Raw genomic sequence first — 16,788 nt, forward strand, 5'->3', positions numbered from 1 at the left:
CCCGCATCCGGGTCGAATGGCGGCGGCCGGAACAACCCGGCCGCCACCGTTGAGGCTTTTAGGCGTCGACCGAGAGCTTCCAGGCGAACATGTAGTTCGTCGGATGCATCGAGAAGCCCTTCACGCGCTTGTCCATGAACGTGAAGGTCGAGCGGAACACCGGCTGCACCAGCGGTCCGTCCTCCTGCATGATCGTCTCGAGCTTGGCGACGAGCTCCTTGCGCTTGGCCATGTCGAGCGTGCCCTCGGCTTCCGTCAGGATTGCGTCGAACTCCTTGTTGGAATAGCCCGACTCGTTCCACGGCACGCCGGTGCGGTAGGCGAGGCCAAGGCACATGATGGCGAGCGGACGATGGTACCAGATGGTGGTGCCCATCGGCACCTTGGTCCACACGTCCCAATAAGCCGCGCCCGGCATCGGGGTCAGCTTGATGGTGATCCCGGCTTCCTTCCACATCTCCACGCAGGCCTCCGCCTGGCTCTGGAACCAGGCGTGGTCGTTGGGGACGATGAGCTCGGAGGAGACGCCGTTCGGGAAGCCGGCCTCGGCCAGCAGCTTCTTGGCGCCCGCCACGTCGCGCTTCATCGGCGGGATCTGGGCGTAGTCGGGGTGGGCGGGCGAGCAGTGGTGGTGCTCCGCCGCGACGCCGAGGCCGCGTAGCGCCACCTTCAGCACCACGTCCGGGTCGATCGCCATGCGCATGGCCTTGCGCACCTTCGGGTTGTCGAAGGGCTTCTGGTCGCAGCGCATGCGGATCACGCCGGTCTCGGCGGTGGGCACATCGTAGAAGTTGAGGTGCGGCAGCGCCTTCAGGGCGTCGTACTGGCCGGGATCCGCAAACACGAGGCCGTGGATCTGCTTGGACGCCAAGGCGGCGATCGCCGCGCTGGCGTCATCGCCGACGTCGATCTGCTCCATGGTGTCGATGCCGACGGCGCCGCCCCAGTAATCCTTGCGGGCCTTCAGCACGGCCTTCTTGCCAAGCTCGAACTCGGTGAGCGTGAACGGCCCGGTGCCCAGCGAGCCGACCTCGAACACGCCTTTGGAGTCCGGGTGCATGATCGCCATCGGGTAGTGGAAGAGGTGCTCGGGCACCGCCACCTGCGGGGTCTTGCAGTTCAGCCGGACCGTGTAGTCGTCGACCTTCTCGATGGCCTTGTCGGACCAGATCTTGGTGCTCGCCTTGCCGTCGACCGTGACGTCGTCGAGCATGTAGCCCTTCATCAGGCCGATCATCGAGGAGCCGACCGCCGGCTCCAGCACGCGCTTCAGGTTCCAGATCACGTGGTCGGCGGTGAAATCCTGCCCGTTGGACCACTTCACGCCCTTGCGGACGTTGAACGTCCAGGTCTTGAGGTCCGGGCTCACGGTCCACTTCTCGAAGAGGTAGGGCTGCGTCACGCCCTTCTCGTCCGTGAAGGTCAGGTATTCGAGCACCTGCCGCGACACGTTGGAATCGTAGCCGCCCCACGAATAGGTGTGCGGGCTCTTGATCTCCTTGACGCGGGTGCCGATGCGCAGAAGACCGCCCTTGGCGCCCTGCGCCTTGGCGGGCGTCGCCATCGGGACGCCGGCCAGCGCATAGGCGGAGGCGGCCGAGATGCCGACGAGGCACGCATGGCGGATGAACTCCCGCCGGTCCATGCGCCCGTCCGCGAGCTGTTTCGTCAATGTTTTCAGATGCGGATTGTCGCGATCGTCCGTCATATCCCCGCCCTCCCGACGTGGCTTCGCCACGGTTGCAACGTCCTTGACGAATGTTGCGCGTTGGCCGGGATCCCGCAATGGCGGAAGCGTCAACGATGCGGGAAGCCGCGCGCGGCCGCCGGCGTCATTCCGTTCCGTCGTCGCTCCCCGCCATGCGCCAGTCTCTCCGTTTCGGATCGGGCCCTTCGCGCCGGCGCCGTTCCCGCGGTCGCCAGCGCAACAGCGCCGTCACGGCATGATGCGGCTGCGAGCGACCGGCCCGCCAAGTCTGCATGCGACGCTAACGTGGCCAGCACCGACATCAGGCCGATCAGCGTCCGATCCTCGCACGCGCGAATGCGGCTTCGGCGGAACCATAAGGTTGGCATCCCCGTTCTTCTGCAACCTGAAGCTTGGGAGACCAGCATGGACAGCGATCGGATCAAAGGGGCCTTCAATCAGGCCAAGGGGAAGGTCAAGGAAGCCGCCGGCGAGATCACCGGCGACGCGAAGCTGAACGCCGAAGGCAAGGCCGACCAGGTCAAGGGCAAGCTCCAGAACGCGGCCGGCGGCGTCAAGGACGCCGTGCGTGACGCCGACGCCAAGTCCCGGGGGATCTGACCATGATCCGTTGGGCCATCATTTTCCTCGTCGTCGCCCTGATTGCGGCGGCTCTGGGCTTCGGCGGCGTGGCGGGCACCGCCATGGAGGGCGCCAAGCTTCTGTTCTACGTGGCGATCGTCCTGTTCGTGATCTCGGCCGTTGTCGGCCTGATGCGCGGACGCAGGCCAACGATCTAGCGTCTCCATTCTGGTGAGACCGCGCGGCGCCCTCCGGGGCGCCGCTTGCGTTTGGGCGTCAGCGCCGCCGCGGGAACGTTCTCGGATCAAACCCCGTTGGCCGGGTGCAAGGCACAAGCTGAAGGTTCGGGAAAGCACGATGGCGTCTGGGCATGCAGCAAAACCGGCAGTCTACGCCGCCCTGTTCGGCAACCTCGCGATCGCGGTGGTGAAGTTCATCGCGGCCGGATGGACGGGCAGCTCGTCGATGCTGAGCGAGGCCGTGCACTCGCTGGTGGACACGCTGAACGAGGTGCTGCTGCTCTACGGCATCCACCGCTCAGGCAAGAAGCCCGACCCCGACCATCCGCTCGGCCATGGGCGCGAGCTCTATTTCTGGAGCTTCGTGGTCGCGCTGCTGGTCTTCGCGGTGGGGGCCGGCGTGTCTGTGTACGAGGGCGTCATCCATATCCAGAACCCCGAGCCGATCGAATCGCCGCTCGTAAGCTATGTCGTGCTGGGGCTCTCGCTGGTTTTCGAGGGCATCTCCTGGACGGTGGCCTATCGCCAGTTCCGCGGCAGCAATCCGGATCGCAGCGTCTTCAGCGCCATCAGGCGCAGCAAGGACCCGGCGACCTTCACGGTGCTGCTGGAAGACAGCGCCGCCATGCTGGGACTCGTCATCGCGCTCGCGGCGACCTTCGCGGCCGACCGTGCCGGCGCGCCCGAACTCGACGGCGTCGGATCGCTGGCGATCGGCGGATTGCTGGCCGCCACGGCGCTGCTGCTCGCCCGCGAGACCAAGGGCCTCCTGATCGGCGAGGCGGCGGACCCGCAAACCAGCGAGCTCATTCTGCGCATCGCCCGCGAGCAGCCGGGCGTCGTGAACGCCAACGGGGTTCTGACGACGCATCTCGCGCCGGACCAGATCACGGCGTCGCTGAGCGTGGAATTCGATGACGATCTGCGCACGCCCGACATCGAGCGGGCGGTGGACGCGATCGAGAAGCGGGTCAGGGCCGAGAACCCGGCCATCACGACCTTGTTCGTGAAGCCTCAAACGGCGGGCAGCTTCGCCCGGGCGCGGCGGATCCGGTTCGGATTGCCCGAGCCGGAGGCGGACGAGCCGGCGTCGCGGCCGGCGTGAGGCGGCAGGCCGCCCGGCCGGCGCAGGGCGCTCGGCCGGGTTGGTCGCGGCAGATCAGCCGGCGTAGTCGCCAAACTTGCGCGAGATTTCACGCTCGAGGTCGTCCGTGAGGCGGCCGCCATTCAGCTGGATGTAGTTGGCGACGACCTGCTCGGCCTGGCGGCGGCGGGAGGCCTTGATGCCTTCGATGATCATGGACAGCAGTCCCGCGCGGGGCTGGCGATCCGAACCCACATGCGCGAGGGCGTTGAGGGCGAGAGCCGAGTTGGCCATTGGGTAATCTCCTGTTGCGAGATCCCCGAGCGCTTCCTGTTCTAGACGTTGAGCTTGGAATACACCCTTTGCTGCACTGCAGCATCGGTGATTTCAACAGCCCGGCCATGATCGCGCTGCATGCGTCCGGAAACGAATCAGCAAGGAACCTCAACACTCTTGGGCATGATGCTGATTATTTGGGCGATTGCGGCCCGATCTGCATTTTCTCTTCGCAACACGCCGCCGCGCCGCTACGGTCCCGTCGCATCGAGGGGGATTTTTGACATGGTCGTTTCGCTGGAAGCGCGGCTCGCGCGCGCCGTTGAGGTCGCCCGCGAGGCCGGCGCCGTGTTGCGTGAGCGCTTCGGGCGGCGCGAGGCGCGCGCCTACGTCATGAAGGGCAGCCAGGATTTTCTCACCGAGGTCGACGGCGAGATCGAGACGCTCGTCTCGCGCCTCCTCCAGGCGAGCTTTCCCGACGACGGGATCATCGGCGAGGAGCACGGGGCCACGGGCCGCCTCGATGGCGTGTGGGTGATCGACCCCATCGACGGCACCTCCAACTTCGCCCGCGGCATCGCGCATTTCTGCATCTCGATCGCCTATGTGGCGGGCGGCGAGCCCGTCGTCGGCGTCATCTACGATCCCATCAAGGACGATCTCTTCGCGGCCGCGACCGGCCTGGGCGCCACGTTGAACGGCGAGCCCATGCAGGTCTCGGCCGCGACCGACATCCGCGCCGCCTCCATCGAGTGCGGATGGAGCATGCGCCGCCCGGTCGCCGACTACATCGCGCTCTGCGGCCGCGTCATGGAGCGCGGCGGCGGGCTCTACCGCTGCGGCTCGGGCGCCCTGGGCGTTGCCTATGTGGCGGCCGGCCGGCTCGACGCCTATGTGGAGTTGCACATCAACGCCTGGGACGTGCTGGCCGGCGTCGTGCTGGCGCGCGAGGCGGGCGGCGTCACCAACGACTTCATGGGGGAGGGCGGCCTCCTGAAGGGCGCCCCGATCCTCGCCTGCGCGCCCGGCCTCGCATCCGTCCTGGCGGAGATCACGGGCCTGCGGCTCCCTGTCCACGGCTAGAAACCGCTACCGACCGCAACCGCAGTTGACGCGCCGCTCTGGCTCGGCGCAAACTCCCGTAAAATAATGGGTTTCGGGAGGAATATGACATGTTTCTGACACGCCGCGCGCTGGGCGTCGCCCTTTCTGCTGGCTTCGCGACCATTCTCGCCGCCGGCCCGGTCGCTGCGCAGGGTCAGCTCACAGTCTACTGCTCCGTGCAGGAAGAGTGGTGCCGCCCGATGATGGCCGCCTTCGAAAAGGAGACCGGCATCAAGGTCTCGATGACCCGCAAGAGCTCCGGCGAGACCTACGCGCAGGTCAAGGCCGAGTCGGCCAACCCGCGCGGCGATGTCTGGTGGGGCGGCACGGGCGATCCCCACATGCAGGCCGCCGAGGAAGGCCTCACGGAGGAGTACAAGTCGCCCAAGCTCACCGAGCTGAACGACTGGGCCGTCCGCCAGTGGGAAGGCTCCAAGGGCCGTACCGTCGGCATCTATTCGGGCGCGCTGGGCTTCGCCTACAACACGAAGCTGATCGCCGAGAAGAAGCTGCCCGAGCCCAAGTGCTGGGCCGACCTGCTGGACCCGAGGCTGAAGGACGAAGTCCAGGTCGCGGACCCGAACTCGTCGGGCACGTCCTACACGATGCTGGCCACCATGGTGCAGATCATGGGCGAGCAGAAGGCCTTCGACTACCTCAAGGCCCTGCACAAGAACATCAACCAGTACACCAAGTCCGGCGCCGCGCCCGCCAAGGCGACGAGCCTCGGCGAGACCACGATCGGCATCGCGTTCCTGCATGACCACGTGATGATGATCGTCGACGGCGCCCCCATGAAGGCGGTCGCGCCTTGCGAGGGCACCGGCTACGAGATCGGCTCCATGTCGATCATCAAGAGCGCCAAGAACCTGGAGAACGCCAAGAAGTTCTACGACTGGGCGCTGACCCCGGCCGCTCAGGCGCTGGCCGCGCCCGCTAAGTCCTACCAGGTGCCTTCCAACAAGGCGACGCCCATCCCCCCGCAGGCGCCCAAGCTGGCCGACATCAAGCTCATCAACTTCGATTTCGCCAAGTACGGCTCCTCCGACGAGCGCAAACGCCTGCTCGCCAAGTGGGACGCCGAAGTGAAGAACCTGCCGAAGTGAAAGCCGGATCGGGATCGGCCCGCATGGGCCTGACCACCACCCTGTGAAGGTTCACGCATGACGGCGATCACGGAAGCGGCGGGCGGTCCCTCTCGCCCGCGCTCGGCGGGCGAAGGACGCGGCAAACGCCGCACGGGCGCTGAATCGGTGCGCAGCGGCCCCTTGCTGCTCGCCGCCTGGATCGCCTACGCGCTCCTTCCCTGGTACTGGCTCGATTTCCAGGCTCCCGCCGGCGTGGCTGGCTATCCGCTGGGCCCGGCCGGCAGCGGGCTCGCGCTCGCTCTGTCCGGCAAGGCCTGGTGGCTGGCCCCGATCCTGATCCCGCTCCTCGTCGCCATGGTGGCGTGGCGCACTGCCGATCCGCTGCGGCGGAACGGCCTGCTCGTGTTCGCCGGCGCGCTCGGGCTCTGGGCGGTCCTGAAGCAGGGCTTCGTAATCGGCCTCAAGGGCTGGAACTTCGCCTGGGTGGCGGCCCTGATGGGCGGGCCGGGGCCAAGCCAGGCAGGCTTCGGCCTCGGAGCGGGGCTGCTGCTGCTCTGCTTCCTGCTGATCATGTGCCAGGGGCTCGCCGGGCGCGGCTGGTGCCGCGGCGACGCCTTCATCGTCAGCGCGGTCGGCGTTGTGGTGTCGCTGATCCTGCTGTTCGTGTTCTTCCCGGTGTCGACCATCCTGGCCAGCGCCTTCCAGGACAATGCCGGCCATCTCGACCTCGCGCTCTTCGTCGCCAAGTTCACCGACCAGTCTATCTGGGGGCTGGACTGCGTCACCGGGCAACTGCGTTGCGGCGTCGCCTGGAACACGCTGTTCCTCGGCGTGCTGGTCGGCGTCGCCACCACGGCGCTGGGCCTCGCCTTCGCGCTCATCGCGACGCGCACGGATTTTCGCCTCAAGGGCGCGCTGCGCATTCTCTCGATCCTGCCCATCATCACGCCGCCCTTCGTGATCGGCCTGGCGCTGATCCTGCTGTTCGGACGCTCCGGCGCAGTGACGGCCTGGCTGTCCGAATGGTTCGGCATCCCGCGCTCGCGCTGGATCTACGGCCTGCCGGGCATCTTCCTCGCCCAGGCGCTCGCCTTCACGCCCATCGCCTACATGGTGCTGGTGGGCGTCGTGCAGGGCATCGCGCCCTCGCTCGAGGAAGCGTCCCAGACGCTGCGCGCCAGCCGCTGGACGACGTTCCGCACCGTCACGCTGCCGCTGTTGCGCCCCGGCCTCGCCAACGCGTTCCTGCTCGGCTTCGTCGAGAGCCTCGCGGATTTCGGCAACCCCCTCGTGCTCGGCGGCAATTTCGAGGTGCTGTCCACCAAGATCTTCTTCGCCGTGGTGGGCTCAGCCACCGACCAGGGGAGGGCGGCCGTGCTCTCGCTCGTGTTGCTCGCCTTCACGCTGCTCGCCTTCTGGGCGCAGCAGATGTGGATCGGCAAGAAGGTCTACGTCACGGTCGGCGGCAAGGGCGACGCCGGCCTGCCGCTGCCTTTGCCGAAGCGGGTCGCGTTCGCCTGCTACGCGACGGCGCTGCCCTGGGCGCTGTTCACCGCCTCGGTCTATGTGCTGATCCTGGTCGGCGGCTTCGTTCGCAGCCTCGGGCGCGACTACACGATCACGCTGGATCACTACCTCTCGGGCTTCAGGATAGAGCAGGGCGCCGGCGGCCTGGTGTTCTCCGGCGGCGCCTGGGATTCCTTCTTCGCGACGCTGGAGGTCGCCGCCATGGCGGCGCCGCTCACGGCCGTGATCGGCCTTCTGACCGGCTACCTGCTCACCCGCCAGCGCTTCGCGGGGCTGCGCGCCTTCGAGTTCAGCACCATGCTGAGCTTCGCGATCCCCGGCACCGTGATCGGCGTGAGCTACATCCTGGCTTTCAATGTGCCGCCCTTCGAGCTCACCGGCACGGCGCTGATTCTCGTGATCTGCTTCGTGTTCCGCAACATGCCGGTGGGCGTGCGCTCGGCCGTCGCCACGCTGAGCCAGATCGACAAGTCCCTGGACGAGGCGTCGCTCACGCTCGGCGCCCGCTCCTGGACCACCCTGCGGCTCGTGGTGCTGCCGTTGCTGCGGCCCGCCATCCTGGCCACGCTGGTGTATTCCTTCGTGCGCGCCATGACGGCGGTGAGCGCCGTGATCTTCCTGGTCTCCGCCAGGTACAACATGGCCACCACCTACATCGTCGGGCGTGTCGAGGCCGGCGAGTTCGGCATCGCGATCGCGTATGCGTCGGTGCTGATCGTCGTGATGCTGGTCGCGATCCTCGGCTTCGACCGGCTGGTCGGCAAACGCAAGCTCGGCCGCCGCGAGGCGCCTCCCGTCACGGTCGCGGCCGGCGGCTGAACCCCAGGGATCCATCCGCATGTCCAAGGCGCCGGCCTCCGTCACCTTCCGCAACGTCAGCAAGCGCTACGGCCTCGTCACGGCCGTGGACGCCGTCAGCTTCACGATCGAGCCCGGCACGCTGGTGACGCTGCTCGGCCCCTCGGGCTGCGGCAAGACCACGACGCTGCGCCTCATCGCCGGGCTCGAGATGGCCAGCGAAGGCGAGATCCTGATCGGCGGCGCCGACGTCACGCGCCTGTCGGCGGCGGATCGCGACGTCAGCATGGTGTTCCAGTCCTACGCGCTCTTCCCGCATATGAGCGTGATCGAGAACGTCGCCTATGGGCCCACCGTCCAGGGCCTTCCAAAGTCCCGCGCCCGCGAGATGGCCGCCGAGAAGATTGCGGTGGTCGGCCTCGCCGGGCTGGAAAACCGCTCGCCGTCGGAGCTCTCCGGCGGCCAGCAGCAGCGCGTCGCCGTCGCCCGCGCGCTGGTGCTGGAGCCGCAGGTGCTGCTGTTCGACGAGCCGCTCTCCAACCTCGACGCCAAGTTGCGCCGCCGCGTCCGCGAGGACATCCGCGCCCTGCAGCAGGACCTCAACCTCACGGTCGCGTATGTGACGCACGACCAGGAGGAGGCGCTGGCGGTGTCGGACCGCATCATCGTGATGTCCAACGCCCGCATCGCCCAGACGGGCACGCCGCGGGAACTCTACGAGCAGCCGGCCGACCTCTTCGTGGCCGACTTCATCGGCGACGCCAACATCCTCGACGGCGTGCTGGAGGAAGAGCGCGGCGACCGCGGTCTCATCCGGCTCGGCTCCATCCAGCTCGAACTCGCCCGGCGCGGCGCCAAGGCCGGCCCCGTCAAGCTCGCGGTGCGCCCTGATGCGCTCGCGATCACGACGGTCGCCAATGGCCGCGCCAGCGTCGAGGGCGTGATCGAGCACAGCTCCTATCTGGGCCGCAGCCTTGAATACCGGGTGTCGAGCCCGCTGGGCGAGCTCTTCGTGGTCGACAACGGCCGCGCCGCCGTGCACGCGCCGGGCTCCAAAATTCAGGTCGGGTTCTCGGAAAGCGGCATCGTGGTGCTGCCGAACTGAACGAGCGGAGCGCGGCTCAGCCGGCTTCCTGCGCACGCGCCACCGCGGCCAGGAAAGCCGCGCCGTAGCGGTCGAGCTTGGCTTCGCCCACGCCCTGCACGGCCGCGAGTTCGGCGCGGTTCCGGGGTCTGATCATCGCCATGTCGCGCAGCGTGGCGTCGTGGAACACCACATAGGGCGGCACGCCCTGTTCGCGCGCGATGCGCATGCGCTCGGTCCGCAGCGCCTCGAACACCTTCTGCGCATCCTCGTCGAGATTTGCCACGGCGGCGGCGCGCTGCGACTTCTGCGTGATCCGCTCCGCCTTGAACACCTGGTCCTTGCGCATCTGCACCGGGCGCTCGCCCTTCAGGATCGCGCGCGCCGAGTCGCCCAGCGTCAGCGCCCCATAGGCGTCGTGATCCACCACAATCGCCCCCATGGCGGCGAGCTGCCGGATCACCGATTGCCAGACCTTCTCGTCGAGATCGGCCCCGACCCCGAAGGTCTTGATCTGGTCATGCCCGGCCCGCACCACCTTCTCGGACGCGATCCCGCGCAAAACCTCGATCACATAGGCGGCGCCATAGCGCTCGCCGGTCCGGTAGATGGCCGAGAGCGCCTTCTGCGCCGCCTCGAGCCCGTCCCACGTCTCGACCGGGTTGAGGCAGTTGTCGCAATTGCCGCACGCGCCGAGGTGGCTCTCGCCAAAATGCGCCAGGATGGCCTGGCGACGGCAACCGGCGGTCTCGCAGATGCCGAGCAGGGCCGAGAGCTTGGCCCGCTCCACCCGCTTCACCTCGGCCGGCGCCTCGCCCTCGTCGATCATGCGTCCGCGCTGCACCACGTCGGCCATGCCGTACGTCATCCAGGCGTCGGACGGCAGCCCGTCGCGGCCGGCGCGGCCGGTTTCCTGGTAATAGGCCTCGATGGAGCCCGGCAGGTCGAGATGGGCTACATAGCGCACCGAGGGCGAATCCACCCCCATCCCGAACGCGATGGTGGCGACCAGCGCCAGCCCCTCGTCCCGCAGAAACGCGTCCTGGTTGGCGTCTCGCACGGCCCGGTCCATGCCCGCATGGTAGGGCAGGGCGCGCACGCCGTGCTCGTTCAAATACTGGGCGATGTCCTCCACCTTCTTGCGGCTGAGGCAGTAGATGATGCCGGCGTCGCCGCGGTGGCGCTGGAGGAAGTCGAGCAGCTGCCGGCGGGGGTTCTGCTTCGGCACGATGGAATAGCGGATGTTCGGACGGTCGAAGCTCGTCGCATAAACCGGCGCTTCCTCCAGCCTCAGCCGGCGGCGGAGGTCCTCGCGCGTCTGCGGGTCGGCGGTCGCGGTGAGCGCCATGCGCGGCACGCCCGGGAAGCGCTCGGCCAGGATCGAGAGCTGCATGTATTCGGGCCGGAAGTCGTGCCCCCACTGGCTGACGCAATGCGCCTCGTCGATGGCGATCAGCGCGATGCGGCCGCGCGACAGGAAATCCAGGAACGCGTCCGAGACCAGCCGCTCCGGCGTCACATAGAGAAGCTTGAGCTTGCCCGAGAGGTAGTCCTGCCGCACCGCGTAGGCGTCGGCGGAGCTCAGCGTGGAGTTCAGCGCCGCCGCCGAGACGCCGGCCTGCTTCAGCGCTTCCACCTGGTCGCGCATCAGCGCGATCAGCGGCGACACCACGATGCCGGTCCCCTCGCGGCAAAGCGCCGGGACCTGGTAGCACATGGACTTGCCCGCGCCGGTCGGGAACAGCACCACGGCGTCGCCACCGCCCACGACCTGGCGGACGACCTCTTCCTGCCGTCCGCGGAAAGCCTTGTGGCCGAACCAGCGCTGCAGAACCTCGAGCGGCTCGTCAGCCACCGGCGAATCTCTTTTGCATGATGGCGCGACGCTGCCCCCGCACGGTCTCTCTTGCAAGCTGCGCCATGGCGTCCCGGCGGCTTTTCGGGGGAGTTGTGGGCCGGGCGCCCCGGCGCTACATGAAGGTCCCAACCCCGACCCGAGCCGCCTATGACCCGAATCGTTCACCTGATCCGCCATGGCCAGTCCACCTTCAACCACCATTACGAGGTCACCGGCGAGGACCCCGGGCACATCGACGCACGGCTGACGGAGCTCGGCCTCTCGCAGGTCGAGGAGGCGCGCCGGCGCATGGCCGAGGAGCCGGTCGACCTCGTGATCGCGTCGCCGCTCACCCGCGCCCTGCAAACCGCCCACGGCGTGTTCGGCGACCGTGACGTCCCCGTGCTGGTGACCTGCAAGCACCGCGAGCGGCTGGAAAGCAGCTGCGACGTCGGCCGCAGCCCGGCGCTGCTGGGCGCGGACTTCCCGCACTGGAGCTTCGACCATCTCGCGGATCCGTGGTGGCACGCCGGAGAACTCGACACCCGCGGCTTGCCTTACGAGCCCGAGGACGTGTTCCAGGAGCGCGTCCGCCACTTCGCCGAATGGATCGACGCGCGGCCCGAGACCGCCATCGCGGTAGTCGGCCACGGCACATTCTTTCGCCATCTCACCGGCCGCTCGATGAACAATTGCGAGGTCGTGACGCTGCGCGGCCCGCTGGTGGGCGCCGCCGAAACCGTCGTTTGACGCGTGTGCTCGCGCACGCCGCTTGTGCGCGCCGCACCATAGGGTGATGTTGTTTCGACCATCCGGAGGGTTACGCCATGTCCGACCCCCGCAGGCCCGGCCTTGACCACCGACTAAATCTCCTTGTGTCGCACCCTTTCTTCGCGGCGCTCGATCCGCAGGACCTGGAACGCCTCGCCTCCTATGCGCGCACGCTGCATGTGGAGCGCGGAGCCTTTCTGTTTCGCAAGGGCGATCCTGGCCAGAGCCTCTTCGTCGTGCTGCGCGGCCTGATCAAGATCGGCGTTCCCGCGCCGGACGGCCGCGAACTCGTGCTCAACCTCATGCGGGTCGGCGACGTGCTGGGCGAGATCGCCCTGATCGACGGCGCGCCTCGCTCGGCCGACGCCGTCGCGATGATGGACACGGACCTCATGGTGGTGGAACGGCGCGACTTCCTGCCGCTGGTCGAGGATCGGCCGCAGGTCGCGATGCGCATCATCAGCCTGCTGTGCCACCGGCTCCGCGCCACCAGCGAGCAGATCGAGGACGTCGCCTTCCTGGACGTGTCCAGCCGTCTCGCCAAGGCGCTGCTGCGGCTCTCGCCGGAGGGCGGCTACATCGCGATCACGCAGCGCGAGCTCGGCCAGCTCATCGGCCTTTCGCGCGAGAGCACCAACAAGCAGTTGCAGGTCTGGCAGCGCCAGAAGCTCCTGCGGCTGGTGAAGGGCGGCGTCCACGTGCTCGACCTCAGCACCATCCAGGAGCTGGCCTCGTCCGTTGAACGGCGCCGCGAAACCCGAGAACTGCTTCCCGAGCACGCGTGAGCGATAGCACTTCCAAATACTGTGATAAGGCCGCGCGCTAACCCGCGGCGCTCCAGCTTTGTTTTCCCGCGGCTGCGAAAAATGCCGTCTGAGAAATTACGGCCGACGAGGTTGAAAATTGGGCCATATGGTCGTAGATTAAACCCATCGACATTTGGCCGGACGACTGGGCCGCATCGCCTGAACACGGGCGCACGCTGCGACAATCTCTCCAAACATCGACGAACCGGAGAACGGACGCTCTCGCGGCCGCGCCTCCACGTGCGTTTGCAGTTCAAGAAGGACGATCGAAAATGGCTACCGGAACCGTGAAGTGGTACAACGATCAAAAGGGCTACGGCTTCATTCAGCCGGATGAGGGTGGCAAGGACGTGTTCGTTCACGTGTCCGCCATCGAGCGCGCTGGCATGCGCGGCCTCGTCGAAGGCCAGAAGATCTCGTACGAGCTCGAGACGGACCGCCGCACCGGCAAGCAGTCCGCCGGCAACCTCCAGGCCGCGTAAGCGTTCCTGATGGGAGGCGGCCGAGGTCCCTGGGGCCAGGCCGCCAGAGAATTTGGGGGAGCCGTTCCATGCGGAACGGCTTCTCGCTTTTTTCGGGGCAGACGCCCTCGCCAGGGCCCGACGCCCTGGCCCATGCAGGCGGGAGACGGCCGCGACGCCGCCGAGAAGACCCGCCCTCAACCCCTGAGGATTGATGGCTAAAGAAGAACTCATGGAATTCGAAGGTCAGGTCACCGAGATCCTGCCCGACGCCCGCTTCCGCGTCCGCCTCGAAAGCGGTCACGAACTGATCGCCTACACGGCGGGCAAAATGAAGAAGTTCCGCATCAAGACCCTGACGGGCGATCGCGTGACCGTCGAGATGTCGCCCTACGATCTCGACAAGGGCCGCTTGATCTACCGCCACAAGGACGAGCGCCCGGCCGGAGCCGGCGGCGCGCGCCGACCGAATTTCCGCCGCCGCTGAGGCGTAGAACTGTTTGCGATTGGCGCAAGGCCCGGCATCGGGCCTCACCGCCGGTCGCGCGTAGCCCGTTTTCAAAGGAGCCGTTCCCATGCGCATCTTCATGTTCTCGTCCCAGACCAAGGACGGCCTGAACGCCTTTGCGGGCGATGCGGAGGGATCGAAGCTGCCGCAGCGTTACGCGCCGTGGGGCATCGTCGGCGTGCTGCAGGCCCGCCAGAACCCGCCCCACAACTTCTCGCGCCGGGCCATCGAGGCCGCGATCGGCGACGCCGGCTTCCAGCTCTGGCGCACCAAGGCCGGGACCGAAGCCGCCCACGCCGCCGCCGCCGCCCGCGAGGCGGCCGTCTGAGGATCACGCATGCCCCACCAGAAGCGCTGGACCTTCGAGGCCGGCGCGACGGTGCCGGACTGGTTCATGCGGGGAGAAAACTGCGTCCTGACCTTCGGTCGTGACGCCGAGATCGTCGAGATGGTAGAGGCTTACGCCCTCTATCCGATGGAGGACATCGACAAGGACGATTGCATGATCGTCGCCGAGGTCATCGATCGGCTGGCGGACGTGGAGGTCGAGCCCGTCCTTCCCATCGCCCCGCACACCCAGCCGCGCGCCCTGTCGCGCCACTGAGGCCATTTCTATTGCGCCGCCCCGTTCGGAAGAACGCGGGCGGCGTTTTCGTTCGTTCACGTCGGACGACAGGGGCGGCGAGACTGTCATCGTCGTGTCACAATGGCGTCGCGCCCCGATTCCCGCTCGGCGCCCAGCGCCGGCGCTTCGGATGACACTGCCTGTCTTTTTCGCCGTTCTGACCGCCGCGGCCCTGCATGCCGGCTGGAATGCGGTTCTCAAGATCCGCATCGAACCTTTTCTGGCCATGGTGCTGATCACCGGCGCGGGCAGCCTGTTCGGGCTGATCGGCGTCGCGGTCGTGGGCTGGCCCATCGCGGCCGCATGGCCGATGCTGCTTGCTTCAACGGCAATCCACTTCGGCTACCACCTGTTTCTGGTCGCGGCCTATTCGCGGGCCGACATGGGAATCGTCTACCCCATCGCGCGCGGCTCGGCGCCGTTGCTCACCGCCATCGTGTCGCTGTTCTGGCTGTCCGAGCCCGTTTCGCCCCTGGGCATGGCCGGCGTCCTGGTGCTCGGCTGCGGCATCGCCAGCATCGCGATCGCGGGCCGCAAGAGCGCCGCCGATCCCCGCGCGCTCGGCTATGCGGCGCTCACCGCGGTGACAATCTGCCTCTACACGCTCACGGACGGAACCGGCGCGCGTGCGTCCGGCAACCCTCACGCCTACACGGCCGCGCTTTTCGTGCTGGACGGCGTCTGCCTCACCACGCTGGCGCTCTGGCGGCGCGGTTGGAGAGGCCTCGCGCCGCTGTGGCGCTTCAAGGGCCCGGGCCTCGCCGGCGGGGCCATGTCGGTCGGGGCCTACTGGATCGCGATCTGGGCGATGACGATCGCCCCGATCCCACTCGTGGCGGCCGTGCGCGAAACCAGCGTCCTGTTCGCGACGCTGATCGCGGTTGTCTGGCTGAAGGAGCCGCTCAGCCGCAACCGCGTCCTGTCGGCGCTCCTGATCGTGGCCGGCCTGGCGTTGATCCGCCTCGCTTAAAGGTTAGCGGCAGCCGACCTCGCCGCATTTGCGGAGCGCCGCGATCATCTGCGACGTCGTGCGGGGGCCCGGATAGCCGAACACGCCAAGCCCGCCAAGCACGAAGGTGGGCGTCGCGATGAAGCCCAGATTGGCCGCGAGCCGGAGCTGCCCATCCACCTGCGCCTTGGCTTGGGGCGACGCGGCCAGCCGCTCAAGGTCGGCCGCCGCCTTGCCGCTCGTCTCGGCGCCGATGCGAACCGCTTTGGCGCGGTCGGCCCGCCCGGCTTCAGCGAACATGCGCTGGTGAAAGCGGCCGGCCGCCTCGTCGCCCGCGAGGTTCTGCACCGCGGCCTCGACCGCCGCAGCGTCCTTGGACCCCGGCGAAAGGATGGGGTTGCCGATCAGCAGGACGCGCAGATCCGCATCCGTCTCCACCAGCGCGCCGATGTCCTGGGCGGCCTTGCGGCACCACGGGCAGTTGTAGTCATAGAACTCCGCCAGCACGACGTCGGGGCTGCCCGAGCCGAGCGTGATCCGGCCCGGCGTCGCGTCGATCTGGCTCACCAGCTCCACGGGCAGGCGGGCGTTGCCGACCGGCTGGCCCTCGTCACCCTTCAGCTTGAGCCACTGGTTCTGGCCTTGCGCCGCAACGAGGCCGGGCACGGCCGCCAGGGTTGCGCCAAGAAGAAAGATTCTGCGGTCGAGGATCATCGAACGGCTCACGATAACAGGAGCGGGCGTCGTCGCAGGCCCGCAAGGCGAAACCGTGGCCGGAGCGTCGGCCTTTGTCCCTCAGGAACCGCGGGCAGGGCAGGGCATTGGTCTTTCGAACCAGGAGGCCCTCAATGGACGTGACCCGTGATGAACTCGATGGCCCGGCGCGCCTGCGATTCTGCAAAATGAGCGAAGGGCTGCTCAAGCCGGAAGATTGGGAGGGCGCCCGCCAGTTCGCCTCCCTGCGCGAAGCGCTGCACGTAGCCGCCAACGAGGAGGCGCCGCCCGGAACGGAGGCGTTCATCGTCACCAACACCGGCCGGACGCTGAAGCCCGAGCAACTGGCAGTGACCTGGGATGCGATGCAGGGGCCGTAGGCCCCTTAGCCGTTCGCGCGCCGTCCGGCCGGAAACGCGACGACGTTGCCGCCGAGCAGTTCGGCCGCAACGGCCGGCGTACGCTTGGGAAGGTCGGTCGCGAGGCGCTCGATGCCGTCGCGCGCCGCGTGCAGCATGGCGGTGAGGCGCTCGACGCGCGGCGCCGTGATCGGCCCGGTCGCGACCTCCTCGATGGCGAGGTCCACGAGCGCGGCGAGCCGCATGGCGATGTCTTCGTGCGTCAGCTTCATTCCAGCCCCCCAGAAAT

The 16,788-nt window shown here is 67.9% G+C and carries 20 protein-coding genes; 15 read left to right on the plus strand and 5 right to left on the minus strand.

Translation table 11 applies throughout. The annotated features are described in order from the left end of the window. Positions 1-58 precede the first annotated feature (58 nt). Positions 59-1,708 carry an ABC transporter substrate-binding protein gene (locus AC1DSZ_RS01085; protein ID WP_476836557.1) on the minus strand — a complete coding sequence of 550 codons (1,650 nt, stop codon included), beginning with the start codon at positions 1,706-1,708 and terminating at the stop codon, positions 59-61. Positions 1,709-2,113: 405 nt separating this feature from the next. Between AC1DSZ_RS01085 and AC1DSZ_RS01090 the strand changes: the two genes are divergently transcribed. The 3 genes from AC1DSZ_RS01090 (at position 2,114) to AC1DSZ_RS01100 (ending at position 3,613) form a co-directional block, all read left to right on the plus strand. Continuing rightward, complete coding sequence (locus tag AC1DSZ_RS01090; protein WP_476836558.1) at positions 2,114-2,308, plus strand: CsbD family protein; 195 nt, start codon at positions 2,114-2,116, stop codon at positions 2,306-2,308. Between the two features lie 2 nt (positions 2,309-2,310). Further along, the gene (locus tag AC1DSZ_RS01095; protein WP_188517909.1) at positions 2,311-2,487 is read left to right on the plus strand and encodes a DUF1328 domain-containing protein; all 177 of its coding nucleotides are present in this window, start codon (positions 2,311-2,313) and stop codon (positions 2,485-2,487) included. 139 nt (positions 2,488-2,626) lie between these two features. Then, positions 2,627-3,613 carry a cation diffusion facilitator family transporter gene (locus AC1DSZ_RS01100; protein ID WP_476836559.1) on the plus strand — a complete coding sequence of 329 codons (987 nt, stop codon included), beginning with the start codon at positions 2,627-2,629 and terminating at the stop codon, positions 3,611-3,613. A 54-nt stretch (positions 3,614-3,667) separates the two neighbouring features. Here the strand turns inward: AC1DSZ_RS01100 and AC1DSZ_RS01105 are convergent, their stop codons facing one another. Further along, positions 3,668-3,886, minus strand: a complete 219-nt coding sequence (locus AC1DSZ_RS01105) for a hypothetical protein (RefSeq protein ID WP_188517911.1) — start codon at positions 3,884-3,886, stop codon at positions 3,668-3,670. A gap of 267 nt (positions 3,887-4,153) precedes the next feature. Here AC1DSZ_RS01105 and AC1DSZ_RS01110 point away from each other — a divergent pair, with 267 nt between their 5' ends. The 4 genes from AC1DSZ_RS01110 to AC1DSZ_RS01125 all read left to right on the plus strand — a co-directional run bounded on the left by AC1DSZ_RS01110 (position 4,154) and on the right by AC1DSZ_RS01125 (position 9,490). Further along, positions 4,154-4,951: an inositol monophosphatase family protein gene (locus tag AC1DSZ_RS01110; protein WP_476836560.1), complete on the plus strand. Its 798-nt coding sequence runs from the start codon at positions 4,154-4,156 to the stop codon at positions 4,949-4,951. A gap of 89 nt (positions 4,952-5,040) precedes the next feature. Next, positions 5,041-6,078 (plus strand): ABC transporter substrate-binding protein, encoded by a 1,038-nt coding sequence (locus AC1DSZ_RS01115; protein ID WP_476836561.1) that lies wholly within the window; start codon positions 5,041-5,043, stop codon positions 6,076-6,078. A 57-nt stretch (positions 6,079-6,135) separates the two neighbouring features. Next, positions 6,136-8,406: an ABC transporter permease gene (locus AC1DSZ_RS01120; RefSeq protein WP_476836562.1), complete on the plus strand. Its 2,271-nt coding sequence runs from the start codon at positions 6,136-6,138 to the stop codon at positions 8,404-8,406. A 19-nt stretch (positions 8,407-8,425) separates the two neighbouring features. Then, on the plus strand, positions 8,426-9,490 hold the full coding sequence (locus AC1DSZ_RS01125; protein WP_476836563.1) for an ABC transporter ATP-binding protein: 1,065 nt from the start codon (positions 8,426-8,428) through the stop codon (positions 9,488-9,490). Between the two features lie 16 nt (positions 9,491-9,506). Here the strand turns inward: AC1DSZ_RS01125 and recQ are convergent, their stop codons facing one another. Next, positions 9,507-11,324, minus strand: coding sequence for a DNA helicase RecQ (gene recQ / locus AC1DSZ_RS01130; RefSeq protein WP_476836564.1), 1,818 nt, complete (start codon positions 11,322-11,324; stop codon positions 9,507-9,509). Between the two features lie 150 nt (positions 11,325-11,474). Between recQ and AC1DSZ_RS01135 the strand changes: the two genes are divergently transcribed. From AC1DSZ_RS01135 to AC1DSZ_RS01165, 7 genes are all read left to right on the plus strand, one after another. Further along, positions 11,475-12,056, plus strand: a complete 582-nt coding sequence (locus tag AC1DSZ_RS01135; RefSeq protein ID WP_476836565.1) for a histidine phosphatase family protein — start codon at positions 11,475-11,477, stop codon at positions 12,054-12,056. A gap of 77 nt (positions 12,057-12,133) precedes the next feature. Then, complete coding sequence (locus AC1DSZ_RS01140; RefSeq protein WP_476836566.1) at positions 12,134-12,862, plus strand: Crp/Fnr family transcriptional regulator; 729 nt, start codon at positions 12,134-12,136, stop codon at positions 12,860-12,862. Positions 12,863-13,155: 293 nt separating this feature from the next. Further along, complete coding sequence (locus AC1DSZ_RS01145) at positions 13,156-13,365, plus strand: cold-shock protein (protein ID WP_188517919.1); 210 nt, start codon at positions 13,156-13,158, stop codon at positions 13,363-13,365. Between the two features lie 193 nt (positions 13,366-13,558). Further along, positions 13,559-13,831: a translation initiation factor IF-1 gene (infA, locus tag AC1DSZ_RS01150; protein ID WP_188517920.1), complete on the plus strand. Its 273-nt coding sequence runs from the start codon at positions 13,559-13,561 to the stop codon at positions 13,829-13,831. A gap of 88 nt (positions 13,832-13,919) precedes the next feature. Beyond that, positions 13,920-14,180, plus strand: coding sequence for a hypothetical protein (locus tag AC1DSZ_RS01155; RefSeq protein ID WP_476836567.1), 261 nt, complete (start codon positions 13,920-13,922; stop codon positions 14,178-14,180). Positions 14,181-14,189: 9 nt separating this feature from the next. Beyond that, a complete protein-coding gene (locus AC1DSZ_RS01160) occupies positions 14,190-14,456 on the plus strand; it encodes a hypothetical protein (RefSeq protein WP_476836568.1) in 267 nt (88 codons plus the stop codon). 151 nt (positions 14,457-14,607) lie between these two features. Beyond that, entirely contained in the window at positions 14,608-15,447 is an 840-nt protein-coding gene (locus AC1DSZ_RS01165; RefSeq protein ID WP_476836569.1) for an EamA family transporter, read from the plus strand. A 3-nt stretch (positions 15,448-15,450) separates the two neighbouring features. On the opposite strand, the gene AC1DSZ_RS01170 is transcribed toward AC1DSZ_RS01165, so the two are convergent. Continuing rightward, complete coding sequence (locus tag AC1DSZ_RS01170; RefSeq protein WP_476836570.1) at positions 15,451-16,140, minus strand: DsbA family protein; 690 nt, start codon at positions 16,138-16,140, stop codon at positions 15,451-15,453. 134 nt (positions 16,141-16,274) lie between these two features. Here AC1DSZ_RS01170 and AC1DSZ_RS01175 point away from each other — a divergent pair, with 134 nt between their 5' ends. Further along, the gene (locus AC1DSZ_RS01175) at positions 16,275-16,520 is read left to right on the plus strand and encodes a hypothetical protein (protein ID WP_476836571.1); all 246 of its coding nucleotides are present in this window, start codon (positions 16,275-16,277) and stop codon (positions 16,518-16,520) included. A gap of 5 nt (positions 16,521-16,525) precedes the next feature. Here the strand turns inward: AC1DSZ_RS01175 and AC1DSZ_RS01180 are convergent, their stop codons facing one another. Next, on the minus strand, positions 16,526-16,771 hold the full coding sequence (locus AC1DSZ_RS01180; protein ID WP_476836572.1) for a hypothetical protein: 246 nt from the start codon (positions 16,769-16,771) through the stop codon (positions 16,526-16,528). Positions 16,772-16,788 lie beyond the last annotated feature (17 nt).

It is taken from the genome of Alsobacter sp. P4_H11 (genome assembly GCF_056400925.1).